A 15,567-nucleotide genomic window follows, 5' to 3' on the forward strand; every position below is an offset into this window, starting at 1 on the left:
TTAAAATTAATATGTACTTAACAATTTCTAGAAACTTCAATTTAAAGTTAATCGTCCAATAACAATCTGAATCTATACTATGGGTAAGTCATCATTTATAACATTAATTAAACTAAGGGAGGAAATCATCCTATGGGTATTCATACGTATTTTCAGTCATTAAACGATTTAGAGCGCATTATTCGTTGTCCAGGTAAATTTAAATTTGAGGAACATAGTGTTTCTGCTCATTCATGGAAAGTTGTACAATATGCGAAAACATTAGCAGATATTGAAGAAAGTAATGGAGTTATTGTAGATTGGAAGAAGCTTTACGAGATTACGAGCAGTCATGATTATGGAGAAATTTTTATCGGAGATATTAAAACACCCGTTAAACACTATTCATTAGAGCTTCGTGCCATGCTACAGAAAGTTGAAGAAGGAATGGTTGAACATTTCATCGACGAGCATATTCCTGAGGAGTTCAAGCCTACATTCCGTAGACAATTACGTGAAGGTAAAGACGATTCAGTAGAGGGTTTAATATTAGAGGTTGCTGATAAACTCGATCAGATCTATGAGGCATTTACGGAACTACAAAGAGGCAATACGGAGAAAGAATTTATCGTAATGTATCGAAGCGCATTAATTAAAATTAAACAAATCAAATTGCATTGTGTAGCTTATTTTCTCCAGAACATATTACCTGATCTCGTTAGCGAAGGCTCACAATGTCATGTTGATATCGAGAAAATAACAAATGAAGCTTTAGCTCTGCAAGTATAATAATGACCCCCATCCTAATGAAGATGAGGGTATTTTTCGTAACAAGAAACTGTAAGATGCAATAACATTGCTTCATGTTTAAGCTGTTTGCTGATGTTCTGTCATCATCGGGAAATTAAGCTTAAATAACGCTCCACCTTCCTCGCGATTTTCAGCTGTAATCATCCCTCCGCACCGTTCAACAATAGCACGAGAGATAGCTAATCCTAACCCAGTATCGCCATTTTTTCCTTTTAAGAAACGATAAAATAGGTACGGTAATACTTCTTCCTCTATCCCGCTTCCATCATCTGAAATTGATAATTCGATACGTCCCATTACAATTGCAGCATGAATATAGATATGCTCGTTAGCATGACGAATAGCGTTTGTAGTTACATTGATAAATGCTTGAAGTAACTTATCTTGATCTGCGAATACTTTCAGTTGCTGTGCATCCTCATAAGAACAATGTAACGTCACTTCTCTTTTGACGCCCATAGGATTAACTCGTTCTATCGTCTCCGTCAATAAATCTTTCAGACAGACGGTAGTAGGCTTATAGACATCTTCTTCACTGTCTAGCTTGGCTAATAGCGTCATTTCTGTAATTATATTTTTCAGTCTTCTACTTTCACTTAAAATAATATCTAATCCCTTGCGGACACTTTCCCCTTCCTTCAAACACACAATCCCTTATCCCTTCTGTATAACCAGCTATTGACATAAGGGGGGATTTCAGTTCATGTGATGCATTTTGAAAAAACTCTTTCTGTGCACGATTGAAGCGATTCAGTTCATCAGCCATCTCATATACAGTCTGCGCTACAGCACCTATCTCTCCCCCTGCTTTTACAAGATTAACTGAGGCAACAAATTGTCTCTCCTTTACCTTAGTTAACTCTTCTTTCAATTTGATTAATGGAGTGATTAACCTCTTCGTTATAAAATGACTAAGCACCATAATCAATAATCCCCCTATACAGAAAACAATGAGTAATCGACCAAATAGATCATTAATAGTTAGCCCATCGCTACTTGAAGCCCCCGTCATCATCTCTGCCTTCAAAGTATCCGTCAACGCCATTCCAACTGACTTCATATCCGCTTGCTGTGTCACTATAAAATGATCTAGAAGGACATAATGAATCAATATGGCAGTTATGCTTAAGACGAGTACAAGCGCTATACCAAACGCAATATTAATTTGATGAACGAGCTTCATTCTCATGCACACTCCGATCTAGTCTCATCCGATAGCCACTGATAGTGTATCAACTACTGATGATGTATCCCTGATCAAAACGGAGATTATGATGGATGACGCAAACGATCCACATCTAGCTTTCTTCAATGCACAAAGAATCAAAAGACGCAACAGCTATCAAACAATTACTAAGCAAATTGTTAGAACAATACAAGACACAGATCTCAGAGCCTAAATTAAAGCAGTAATATTATAGGTATACAAGAACAATTACAATAATAGACATAAAAAGGTCCACCATCCCTCCTCGGGTAGTGGACCTTACTCCTATAACTTGTATCACCTTCTTTAACTACTATCAACCTTTGTTGATCTAACTTTAGTGACTATCCAAATAACTGCGGATGCTATCATCATATCGAAAATAACATTGAATAAGAACAGATGTTTACTTAGATCTGCTTGACCATCACCAACGATTGGTATGAGAAAGCTGAACATCCCAATAAGACCTAGTACTATGAACAATTCAACGGCAATACGATTGCGGATATGGTTACTTCGTAGCCATTCGTATGCAGCTACAACATAATACAATATATAGAATAGTGTAATAAACCACATTGTGTTTGGAATATAAGTCCTCTTGAGTTCACTCCAACGGCTAAATTCAAAATACATAGCACCAGCTGGGTTTCCTTCCGATTTTTCATAGTTGCCCAAGTAAAAAGCTCTTATATTCATACTATTTTGTGCAGCATATTCCATTTTACCAAGTAATCTTGCGGGATTCATCATATAGAATAAGAGTACATCCCCATGTGAGATTTTATTATAAAAGTCTGCTGTGAGCGAAGGATCATCTTGCTTAATTACAGTATCATCCTGAAAATAATTGGTACCCGCCAATACCGACAACTTACTTGGCAGTCCTAATTGCTGCAAATCCCCCTCCACATCAGGTGAACCATTCAAAATACCGAAAAATACTGTCTGATAAATATTAATGTACTTAAAATCTTTTGGTGCAGCTATATACATAAAGATTGAAATAAGAAACGTAACTATAGAAAGTATAATTGCAAGCCTACGCCAACGAAGATCATCCATCTTCATCCAGCCATAACGAAGTCCAAGTAATGAAAAGACAATGCCAATTGGAGCGTTCTGAGTTTTCGAGCATACGAGAAAAAGTATAGAAATAAATAAAAGCACCAGCATTTTTCTTGATGGATTCTCTTGTTTCGTCAACATAAGTGCTAAAGCCAATGTTAGTAATAGAAATACGAAGGAGACTGGCTCCCCGTAAAAAGAATTAAAATATGCTAAATATCCAATATCCGAGAAGATGAACAACATCAATAGAGCAATTACTATGGCTGTTATGAGCGACTTCCCTTTATTGTACTTAATAAATATAAATCCTGCCGTTAGCAATAGGACAACATATATAGCACCTAAATAACGAATATCGAAAGCTGTTTCATTGAAAATAAGGCTAATGAAGCGAGCAACAACGACTAGTATAATATGCGTAGATGGATAGAATAAGCGCAAAATGGTGTCATAAGCAAAGTTAATATGGGCATACGAGAAAAAACGGTCCTCATAGGATTCTAAAGCATCATAATAATTCAGCCCCGCTGTACCCATAATTCGCAGGAAATCTCCATTGTCTGCAACACCAATAAAGACCTTTGTAAAGAGTAGCCAAATGGCAATGCTTGCGGCAATAATCAAATAGGCGAATTCAACTTGTAAAAGCTTTCTCAAAGCATTCTCTCCTATTCAAAATTGTAATACGTTTCATTTTTACCTGTTATCCAGTAAATATAACCAAAATTAACTATAAGACAGAAAAAAAGCGTTAGTACAGAAATCATATCCTGTACTAACGCTTTTACTTTTCATCATTTTACATATTAATAGATAGAAATCCTTTTTCAATAACTATTAAATAAGTTGAAGCTCCTTCAATAAATTATAAATAACTGAAGCTGCCTCTCCTCTTAGTGTTGGGCTTTGAGGTGCAAACTTATTACCATCTCTACCGATCATCAGTCCTAGCTTTTTAGCTGCATACACGTCTTCAAACGCCCAAGGGCTTATGTTATCTGTATCTGCAAACTCAGCTATTTGCTTAAGATCTTCTTCGGTAATTGTTACATTCTTGTATTTCTTAAGTGTTCTAATAATAATTGCTGCCATCTCTTGTCTGGAAACAACTCGCTCAGGCTCAAAGTTAGTGTCACTTACGCCTTTAACAATTCCAAACTCTTGAGCCGTTGTGATGTAAGACTCATACCATTGACCAGTTACATCAGTAAACTGACTTGCTGATTCATTGATTGGAAGATTTAGCATTCTTACTATTAATGTAGAGAATTCAGCTCTTGTAATACCCATGTTAGGATTAAAGTTTCCTTCAGTATCACCTGTAATAATTTGTCTTGCTGCCAGGAACTCAACGATATTTTTAGCCCAATGTCCATCAAGGTCTTTAAACACTACTTTGTTTTCCATTAACACAAGTGTTGCAGGCGAATCCAAAGTAATGGTAACCGTATGGTTTAGAGGATCAATAATACCACCAACTGATACCCAACGTTTTTCAGTCGCATCGTACTGATAGACAGCAAGCTGATTAAGATTAGTAACCTTGCTTGGGTCATAGCTAAATTGTACTTCGAACTTTCCAGTAGGCTTTTCAGAGACTACTTCAACGTTGTACACTTGGCTGACAATTTGCATCTGTGGTTCTTTCGTTAACACAATTGTAATGTCTTTATTTTCTTTAATGACATACCCAGTATTTTTGTCCACAATAATTACTGGTAATGTTGGCTCTTCTACTTCATTATCTGGAGTAGGATTTTGTACAATAACTTTTCTTGTAATTTCAGATTGGTTACCATTTACATCTGTAATAAGATAACGCAGAATGTAGGTACCATTTTTAGTGGTATCAACTGAACCAATCAAAATAATTCGACCAGTAATGTCTCCATCTTGATTATCAGTAGCAATTGCACCTTGCTCAACATACGTAGTACCTCTAATTACGTACACAATACTAGGACCTGTAAGCTTAATTTCAGGTTTTTCTGTATCCGTAGTGATAGCATTATGCTTACTATTGACGCTATTGGTTACTTGATCACTAAGTGCATGGTAATCATATCCACCAATAGGTTTTTTCGTTATAATATCCTGAGCTACAGCGTCTTTATGCACATCTGTAAATACATCATATTTACTCATAGTATCACCGTTAAAGTCCATATCTGGATCTTCAAGAATACTACGTACTTCACTCACTGTAATATTTTCCTTGTTCAAAATATTAGTAAGCTCTATTTGCTTCTGTGCCTTTGTAGTCTCCATGACAGAGTAGATACTAAGATGATTTGTTAATAAGATCATCGTACCTGACTGTTCATCATAGCTGCTTCTAATATATTGCCATTCATTCAATGTTTCATTAAAGTAGAATGTCATAAAGTATAGCTGTTCATTGATGTTAGTTCCCACGAAAATTTTCAGGACAATGTCTTCTGTCGTTTGGAAGTTTTCAATATCCCTTGCACTGATAACATTACCTTGAGTGTCTTCTTCAATAATTCTCATCTTGAAATCAAAAACCTTATTATCATAAATAGCAAGGTTCGCACTCATATTTTGAATAGCTGTTACTAATGCTTGGTTTTCTGCTTTTTGAACATCCAACTGCTCAATGACTAACTCTAATCTTGAATTAGCTGTGAATTGACTCATATCAAGATCACGTATTGGCACAAGAATGGATGCATTATTTGTTTGTAGCTCGATTTTAGTTTTTTGATTATAAGCAGTTGTTAGATCATCTTTACTTATGCTAATTCGAATAGGCGCATCTTGCACTACCTCATCATCAACAACAAGAGTAATCTGACCAGTTTTTTGCTTGTTCGCTTCTTTTAATGCTTCTTTAATTTTATTATCTGTAGACTTTTGATCACCATCTACATGAATAATCGTGCTAGCTGGAATAAATGGTTTGACTACAGTAACTGTACGTACTACTTGTGTCATGTTACCTGCTTTGTCTGATACAGTATAAACTAAGGTGTATACACCTATCGTTTTTGTATCAATAAAGCCACTCATCACAACGTTTTCTGTAATGTTACCATCTTTGTTGTCAATCGCTTGAACGCCTTGCTCTACATAGACTTGACCTTGCTCTACGATGACATTACTGCTACCATTCAGCGCAATAACTGGCTTAACGGGATCAGCAATCACAAGCACAGTGAATGTTTTCTCTAATTTGAAGTCACCCTTAGTAATGGTTGCTGTTAACGTTACTTCGGTATTTACCGTTGGAGGTGTAACTTTTCCTTCTGCTGATAAAATATCCTCATGACTGCTAGTCCACTCAATTTCACTATCAAAAAATCCTAAATCACTAAGTGAAATATCTGTAGATACCCATTCAGGATGATCACCTGGAGCAAAGCCTACTTGCAACGCGGCAGTGTCCTTCTCAACAGACTCTTTATCATTGTCTACAATAAACGTGATAACCGTACTGTTACCTGCTACATCGGTTAGGATTAAGGTATAAGTGCCATTCGCTTCTATTTTTGTGTCACTTTCAAATGGCTGTCCATTTAACGTTGCTACCCCTTCATCAAAGCTGATTGTCGGGTATTCCTTGTAAATCTCGTCATCTGCAATACCGGTTACCGTTGGAGGTACATTATCGACAGTCACAGTCTTATCACTTGATAGTGAAATATTTCCTGATTTGTCAATAACATAAATTCTATACTCTCCATCTAAAGATGGTGTAACGATCTTAGTTGCATCACCAGCAGCTTTTGTCATTGTTTCACTCTCAGTGAACAAAGTTGTTCCTACAGGTGCCAACCAAATTTTATCTTCACTATCATAAGAAGGTTGAATTGTAATCAATGTATTGCCTTGAGTAATTACATTTTCCGCTAGAATTTGATCTTGATTGATAGGTGCTGTCTTGTCAATATTGATAATTTTGGTCATAGTGACCTCATTACCAGCTCTATCCCTAACCATAATATCAATTTCGGTTTGCCCTTCTTGCGTAATGTCAAATGCTCCGGTGTATTCTACATACTCATTGATTCCACTGCTAGGAATTTTGTAGTAAATAACAGAATTTTCACCCTCATCCTCATGTGATTCATCATATGACTTCGAAATTGTAACTGTTACATTCTCATTACTGTACGCAATATCTGGAGAAATACTTACAGTTGGAAATACAGTAAGCTCTCGATTAATAACAATTGTACGCACGATAACATCGCTAACATTTCCTACATTATCGACTGTTCTCGTTTCTATTGTATACTTACCCTCTTCACTGATTACAATCGGTTCCTCGTATTGCGTCCAATCTTCCTCAGAAGCACCTGTTATACGATATTCTGTATACGCTACTCCTGATGATGAGTCTTGACCAGGTGTAATTGAAATCGTGTAATCTCCATTATAGAAGTCTCTATTAGGCTCAAGTTGTATACTTGGCGCAGTTGGCTTTTGCTTATCAATATTGGAAATTTGAATAAACTGAACACTTTCATTGCCTGCAAAATCACGAACATATACGGTGTAAATACCATTTGTATCGACTTCAAACATGTAACCATTAGCTAGAATTCCATTAGTAATAAAGTAATTAGGAATTTGAAGTCCATATGCATACTTCACTACCTCAATACCGCTTCCGTTAGTATCAGAAGCATTAATGGATACTAGAACCGAATCTTTTACCCAATCCGATGTATTTGGAGTTAAGGAATTGATAGTTGGTACTATATTATCTACAATAATCGTGGCAGTACTAGGCTCTGATACATTACCTGCTGTATCCATAATATAAATATGATAGATACCGTCATTTAATGGTGCGTGAATGGATGAATAATCTCCTGCAACACTAGTAATTGTATTACCATTAGCGACTAAATCTTCTGCTAAAGTTCCAAGCGGTGCAACAAAGATTGTAATACCCTCACCTGCTGCCGCATCGAGTGTAATAATTGTATTGCCTTTTACAGATTGATTACTAAAAAGTACATCATTCTGATTAATAGGCGTAACGGTATCTTTGTAAATTGTTTGCTCTATCTCTACGCTTTCATTACCCGCTGCATCAATTACTTTCACACTCACAGTAATTGTTCCATCAGCTAACGAACTAATATCGCTAGGATCAATGCTCCAATCTCCATTCTCGTCCGCAAACGTTGTTACGACTACAGTTTTCGAATCTTGATCGATAAACATTACCTCAACTTTTGCATTTTCTTCAGAAGTACCTGAAATCGTTGTTTTTTCTGCCTCATATCCATTAATAACGTTATCCTTAGCTATTGGTAATGAAATAACAGCAATATTTGGATTTGTGTTATCAACGATAACTGCATTTTCAGAGGCAACGGATATATTGCCATTAGCATCAATTACATATAAATAGTATGTTCCTTCTGCTAAAGGCGCTTTAATAATATCACTAGATCCATTACCAACTAATTTCGTCATTGTTGTGCCTTCTTGGAATCTAGTCGTACCACTTGGTGCTAACCATGCTATTTCTCCTACAGCTGGTGCATCAGATGTAATCTCAATGCTTGTGCTAGGCTTAACAAATTGAGCTTCAATGCTCGGTCTATTTGGAGCTACCGTATCAACGATAAGAGTGTCCCATACAAAATCTTCTAGCAAAGTCAAATTGGCGTTATTATTGTTGCCATCCTGAATACTTCCACCCGCTAGTTGTAGTGCCTGCTCAGCTGCGATACGAATTTCATTTGTATCGTCGCCAGCTTGTATCGTATATTCAAAGGTTAATTCTTTCGTAGAGCTACCGCCTGTATATTGTGCTTGACGAGTAGGTTCGCTACCAAAATTAAGTGCTAACTCAGGCACTCCGTTAACTAGCACATCCTCATCAAAGATTACCTTAATAACGATAGTGTCTCCTGACTTGTATCGTTCATCTGGATTTACAACTTGAACATTAACTATGTTAGGTGGCATCAAATCACTTACTGTAACTTTGAAAATTTGAACTGATTTTTTGCCACTTGGGTCAGTTGCCTCAATCGTAATATCAGCAGTTCCTGAAGCACCCGCTACTGGAGTAAAGCTAACTGTACGATTTTCATCTGTTCCCCCAAGTACAATACTGGAATCAGCAATTAGCTCCTGATTAGAAGAAGTAGCAACTACGCTAATTAAGTTAGCTGCAAAAAACTCGTCACCTATTGTAAATTCGATTTCTTCAGAAGAATCGCTAATATTTATACTTTGATCTTCAATACTGCTTATTGTTGGTGCACTCTTTTCTACTACTGTAATCGTAAAGGTTTGCTGAACCGACATATCACCGTCAGTAGCTTGTAAAGTAATCGTCACAACTCCTGCTTGTCCAAAAGCTGGTGTTATAGACACAACTCTATCTTTACCATTACCTGTTACAACAATATTTTCATTAGGAATAATGGCTGTATTCGACGAAGATCCTGCTACTGTTACGCTATAAGCACTTGTCTCTTCATCATTTACCTGGAATGAAATCTCTTTAGTTACGCCTTCAGTAACCGATTGATTACCAATGCTAGAAATCGTAGGTTCACTATTCGGAAGGATTTTCAAAAAGCGACTAAATGTTTCTGACCAAATACCACTTTGATTTTTAGATTTAAGTGAAATTTTATACGTGCCTACACCTTCGTTTGTGAAATTAAGTTTTGGTGCGTTGCCAGTATAAATAACTTCATTATTTTTATATACTGTCCATTGTTGTTCTGTTATGTCTGCACTTCGAGGGTCATAGCTTGTATTCTCAATTTCTATTGTACTTTCCGGCCATATTAGCTGATTCGCACTTAGCTCGAAATCAGAGATTGGCTTTCCTGCTCCAGACTGTGTCGACTGGTAAAGTGAACGTGCTGTACTCCATGTTCCTTGGTAATCTTTAACCATAAGTTGAATAATATAATCCTCATTAGGCACAAAGCTACTAGGCTTTCCACTCGTCCAGCTTTCATCCGTCGTGCGCTTCCACATCCATTTCGCTTCTTCAATTCCATTTTGTTGACTTGGAGTATCGCGATCATACGATAAATTAGTTAACGTAACTTCATTGCTACTATTTACCTCTACGTCAAAGCGACTTACTGGTTTTCTATGTACATATAGCGTCTTCACAAGTACGTCAGCATAATAAATATCGTACTGTCCAACTTTATTGAAAGTAGGAAGGAAATCATCTAAGTACTGACCGCTGTATGGAACAATACCTGTGTTATTTTCATAAATACTTGGGTCATGTTCTATTCTCCATTTACCATTTGGCCAATTCTCATCTTTCGTATTGGAAAGCTCAGATGATGGAGTAACGATTAGATCATAATTTTGATCCAACTCTAAATATTCATTATTAGCTTCATTACGAGATTGACTAGCAATATAATCTGCTGTTTGATTGATTTGCTCCTGATAGCTTGAACCTGTTCGATTAACAAAGGTACCTAAACCATTATTTTTTCTAATAAAAGATTCTGCTTGATTTTGTGTTAAATCATTAGTTCCTGCATTATCAGTATCCTCGCCCCAACCAATGTAATGGATTTGATCATTTCCCATTCTAGAAACAATTTCGCCTAATTCAATGGAATCATCAAAATCTGGCACAGTCTGGTCATTCAGGTTAACGAGATACTTTCTAGCTGAAGATCTCCAATCTGGTTCACGAAGAACCTCCATAAAGTCCTTAGAAATAATCTCTACTTCTTTACCAGCAAAAACTGTTCCATTGTTAAAATGGAAATCCCATGAATCTTGATTACGCTTAAAGCTACCAAAATAATATACATTTGGTTTAGTTACATAAGCGGAGCTTTTAATAATTTCTTGCTTAACTCCATTAACTGTTTTGTACAGGTACATAGTGGTGTTATCACTGCCTGTGTAAGGATTAATTTTCACTTTAAGCTCCACAATATCACTTGGAATAGTGTCTAAGCTTAACGAAATGATCTCACCAACTCCACCACTTTGATCATCATAGTCCAATACGCTTTCATGCACTTCTTTCTGACCATAGAATAATTGTGTTTTCATTTGCGTTGCATTCCAGAACTCAACATGAGCATCCATATCTATCCCTGGGCCAGGCCATCTTAGGTTAAGTTCAAACTTACCTTCTAAAATATTTGTTTCATTAACTTCTACTGATTGAATGTTAAGATTACTAGCATTTACTCCTCTGCTTTCTAATGCAGTTTGTAAATCTTCCTTATAGGTGTCTATGTTTTGCGTGGAATTATCCAACGCCAATACGACATCTACATCGTAGGCTTTCTGCACATCAATTCCAATATCAACTGCTTCAGTTGCCGCGCTAACACTGATTGGTATTGCTACTGTAACTAACGATACTATTAATGTGAAGATAAGCATGGAAATTCCAAGCTTTTTAAACCATCGTTTACTCACTAATGTAACCTCCTGAAATTTTAGTAATGATCTAGTAGTAATTTAGAACTATGTAGTACAAGACTAAAATACTAGTTAGAATTGGACTAAAGTATTAGAAAACTATTGTAAGGATTTGGTGCGCTTCTTGTCAATAAGTAAAGTCATCCACCTTTCTATACGTTATTTTTCTAAAACTATTAATCTACTTTTTACAAACTTTTCTAATTATAAATTTAACATAACAGAGATAACTCTCAAAAATCTCTCACATTGAACTATCTATTATTTTTGGTAGTTTTTTGAGAGTTATTTCACGTATGATAGTAATTAAAGGGATGTGACTACACTATGAAGAAATTAATCGGTTATTTGGCTATTGTTTGTGCCTTAATCGCTATTTTTTATATGATTTTTAGCGACCAGAAAACGGGTTCAATAAATATTAAAGCTATTGAGGGTAAACTCGATTTACGAGAGATAACTGATTCATCTTTTGTGCCGTTAGCTGGGGACTGGAAATTCATAGACAACTCTTTCATATCTCCTACACAATTTCTAAGTCAAGCCAATAACCAGTATGTGCCTGGTCCTTGGTCATCCAATGCGCATTGGGGAACGTATCAATTAATCGTTCAGTTGCCTGATCAATGGAATGAAATAGGTCTGCGTGTGCGCAATATTTGGTCTGCTCATACAATTTACGTTAACGGTTCTCCAATCTCTCTTGGTGGTACAGTTGCAGATTCCAAACAAGAGATGGTTCCTGACAACAGATCATACGAAGTATATTTTACACCTGAGAATCGTCAGCTATTAATAACGATTCATGTATCAGACTTCTATAATGCTAGAAGCGGTATCGTGTTCCCTATTGATATCGGGGATGCTAAGTTAATGAAAGAGGATGTTACTCGCGATCTGACGCTAGAGTGGACAGCTGCCTTCTGTTTGCTTATGTTCTGTATTCTTCATGTAGCTATCTATATACTACGAACTAAAGATGAAGCTTTTCTTTTCAGTGGGTTGTACTTTCTCATCTTAACGGTCATTGTAGTAACACGCGGGGAGCGTCTGCTCATTCGCGAATTCCCATCAATCCCATTTGAGGTCTACTTTCGAATACAAGACTCCATTACATTTTTGAGCTCCTTTATACTAATCTTGTTCGTTATTAAAATGATACCTTCTATTATGAAACTAAGAACACTAGTGTTACTTTTTCTGCCTATTCTTGTCTATACCGTGTTAATCGTCTTTCTTCCAGCTAGAACATTGTCCGCTGCACAATATTTGTTCTTTTTCTATAGCGAAGCCATATTTTCGTCTATTGTCATATACATAGTATATTTAACAATAAGAAATCGAATATCTATACGAAGAAATGAAGCGATCATTCTAGCAATCATGTTATTATTTCTAGTAATATTCGCAACTAGTGGTTCATTTGATAACTTATTTTTCTCAGGACGTAACATCCTCAACAGAATTGGATTTGTTGGGTTTACATTGGCGATGAATGTTTTTCTCAGTATGCGACTAATGAATCGTGCAGAGGAATCCGAATCATTAACGACCAAGTTACAGAAGGCTAATGATGCGAAAGATGATTTTCTGAAAGTAACTACGCAAGACATGCAACAACCTTTACACGATGCCGTTCATTTAATTAAATCAATTACGCGAGAGAACGATCAAGAAAAAAAAAGTGAACAACTATATTTAGCTGAACAATTAATGGAGAACATGGTTTATTTACTGAGAGATCTTCACGATTATACTCGTATACGATTTGATGATTATGCCATTCAACTTGGATCTACTAATCTTCGTATGGTCATACTCCATGTTATTCAATTAATGCAGCTTACATTTGCAAAGAAGAATATTAATATCAATGAACAAATTTCAGATCAATTATTTGTATGGGCAGATGAACAAAGATTGACTCAAGTACTTATTCGTATTATGGCAGAAATATCTCACGATGCCTCAGGAGATAGTCTAACGATAGAATCCGAGCAAATTGAAGGTAATGTCATACTGCAATTGACCACAAACCGTAAGTCTATGACATCTAGCACATATAGACAACACTCCCCTGGGCTCATTATGACGGAGGAACTTATTGGGCAGATGAACGGAAAGATATCGATTGAACATTTGGATGATGGTATTTGCTTTAGGCTCTCTTTTGCTTTAAGTGAAGTCAAAAAAACAGTTCCAGCAATTGAAGATCCGCATATTATAAAATCTGACATGCTCGTAGAAGATAGAGAACAACAGACAATTCTAATTGTCGAAGACGATGTCATGCACGCTGAAGTTATAAAAGGAATGTTAAACGATAGCTATAAAATAAGAATCGCTTATACTGCACAAGAGGCACTTAGCTACTATAATAATCATCCCTATATAGCTATGGTTATTATCGATGACGTTATTCCTGGCAAAATGAATAGTTTAGACTTACTTCAACATTTTCGTAAGCAGACATCATTAATGGAATTGCCTATTTTAATGATGACATCATCAGAGTATCCAAGTCATATTGAGATGATCTTTACCAGTGGTGCTAATGATTATCTAATAAAACCTTTCTCGAAAGAGACATTAATGGCTCGGCTTAATGCCGTTGAACAAACAAAGCAATCTATGTTAAAAGCTGTTGAATATGAGATGGCATTTCTGCAAACTCAAATTAAACCACATTTTCTATATAACGCGCTTAGTAGCATTATTTCCTTCTGTTACACAGATGGTGAACGTGCTGCCCATCTATTGTCAATGCTAAGTTCCTTTCTTCGTTACATTTTTGAGACTAGCCGTGATGGACAATTCTCAACTCTGCAGAAGGAACTGGAAATTATTGAAGCATACGTAGAAGTAGAAAAAGCAAGATTTGGTGAACGACTAACTTTCTCTTATGAAATAGATCCATTCATTGTAACGGAGAACATTCAAATACCGAATCTGCTATTACAGCCATTAGTAGAAAATTCAATTCGTCATGGTCTCTTTGAGAAGGAAGGTCCAGGACATGTACAAGTAACTATAGCCATTCACGAATCTAACCTAAGTATTCAAGTTGCGGATAATGGGATAGGAATGTCAGCCATGCAATGCGCACAGTTAATGGGAGAAGTAAACACTAATATTGGCATCGGATTTACAAATGTGCGCCGACGCGTGCACGATCTAACGCAAGGGCAACTGGAAATTAGCTCTTTACTTGGTGAAGGAACAACGATTCATATAACGATTCCTATTAAGGAGGGACGAAAAGATGTGGAGAGTAATTATAGTTGAAGATGAGAAGCCAATTTTGGATCTGCATACAAGATTATTAGAAACTTACGGTCCCTTTCAAATCGTCGGTCGCTTTGAATCACCGTTTGAAGCACTACAGGAAATTCCAAACCTGAAATTGGATGCACTCCTGCTTGATATAGAAATGCCCAGAATGACAGGTCTTCAACTCGCACAACAATTAGTAGAGAGCGGAATTGACTTACCCGTAATTTTCTCAACTGCTCATCAACAGTACGCTATTGAAGCTTTTCGAGTACAAGCACTGGATTATATATTAAAGCCAATGACTCCGAGTATGGTCAAACAATTAGATAGTCGCCTACAAAAGTATTATGGGCTAAAACAACAACATACCATTAAGAATCAATTACATGTCCAGCTGTATGGTCAAGCTTTCGTTAAGAAAGATGAGAATCATGTGAAATGGCCTACACGTATTACTGAAGAATTGTTTTACTATTTTCTGCTTCACGAAGGAAAGCTATGCCAAAAGTGGAGAATCATCGATGATCTGTGGACGAATGCTGACGACAAACGAGCGTTGTCTAATCTATACAATACAATTTACCGTATGAGACAGCTGTTTATGGAACTTGAAATACCAATCGTCTTCGAGCGAATGAACGATGGTTATATTATGAATACAAACAACAGTATTCAACTGGTCCCCAAAGATCATCCAGATGCAACGTTACTTGAGTCGAAAGGGTATCTATGGGCTCATAGTTGGAACACCCTTCCTTAAATTAGTTCAAAACAGTCACTTGTGATTACGATGATTAGCTACGTAACTT

At 36.4% G+C, this 15,567-nt stretch carries 7 protein-coding genes; 3 read left to right on the forward strand and 4 right to left on the reverse strand.

What is annotated here, in order from left to right:
• The first annotated feature begins 132 nt into the window (after positions 1 to 132).
• Entirely contained in the window at positions 133 to 768 is a 636-nt protein-coding gene (locus NAG76_03895; GenBank protein ID URN95412.1) for an HD domain-containing protein, read from the forward strand.
• A gap of 78 nt (positions 769 to 846) precedes the next feature.
• Here the strand turns inward: NAG76_03895 and NAG76_03900 are convergent, their stop codons facing one another.
• The 4 genes from NAG76_03900 to NAG76_03915 form a co-directional block, all read right to left on the reverse strand.
• Complete coding sequence (locus NAG76_03900; protein ID URN95413.1) at positions 847 to 1,431, reverse strand: HAMP domain-containing histidine kinase; 585 nt, start codon at positions 1,429 to 1,431, stop codon at positions 847 to 849.
• Positions 1,382 to 1,972, reverse strand: a complete 591-nt coding sequence (locus NAG76_03905; GenBank protein ID URN95414.1) for a hypothetical protein — start codon at positions 1,970 to 1,972, stop codon at positions 1,382 to 1,384. Before NAG76_03905 ends, NAG76_03900 begins: the two co-directional genes overlap by 50 nt.
• A gap of 330 nt (positions 1,973 to 2,302) precedes the next feature.
• Positions 2,303 to 3,727 carry a hypothetical protein gene (locus NAG76_03910; GenBank protein ID URN95415.1) on the reverse strand — a complete coding sequence of 475 codons (1,425 nt, stop codon included), beginning with the start codon at positions 3,725 to 3,727 and terminating at the stop codon, positions 2,303 to 2,305.
• 180 nt (positions 3,728 to 3,907) lie between these two features.
• Positions 3,908 to 11,482: an S-layer homology domain-containing protein gene (locus NAG76_03915; GenBank protein URN95416.1), complete on the reverse strand. Its 7,575-nt coding sequence runs from the start codon at positions 11,480 to 11,482 to the stop codon at positions 3,908 to 3,910.
• Between the two features lie 330 nt (positions 11,483 to 11,812).
• On the opposite strand from NAG76_03915, the gene NAG76_03920 reads away from it, so the two are divergent.
• Complete coding sequence (locus NAG76_03920) at positions 11,813 to 14,770, forward strand: histidine kinase (protein ID URN95417.1); 2,958 nt, start codon at positions 11,813 to 11,815, stop codon at positions 14,768 to 14,770.
• The gene (locus tag NAG76_03925) at positions 14,748 to 15,518 is read left to right on the forward strand and encodes a response regulator (GenBank protein URN95418.1); all 771 of its coding nucleotides are present in this window, start codon (positions 14,748 to 14,750) and stop codon (positions 15,516 to 15,518) included. Before NAG76_03920 ends, NAG76_03925 begins: the two co-directional genes overlap by 23 nt.
• Positions 15,519 to 15,567 lie beyond the last annotated feature (49 nt).

Source organism: Candidatus Pristimantibacillus lignocellulolyticus (assembly GCA_023639215.1).
Taxonomy (GTDB): Bacteria; Bacillota; Bacilli; order Paenibacillales; family Paenibacillaceae; genus Pristimantibacillus; species Pristimantibacillus lignocellulolyticus.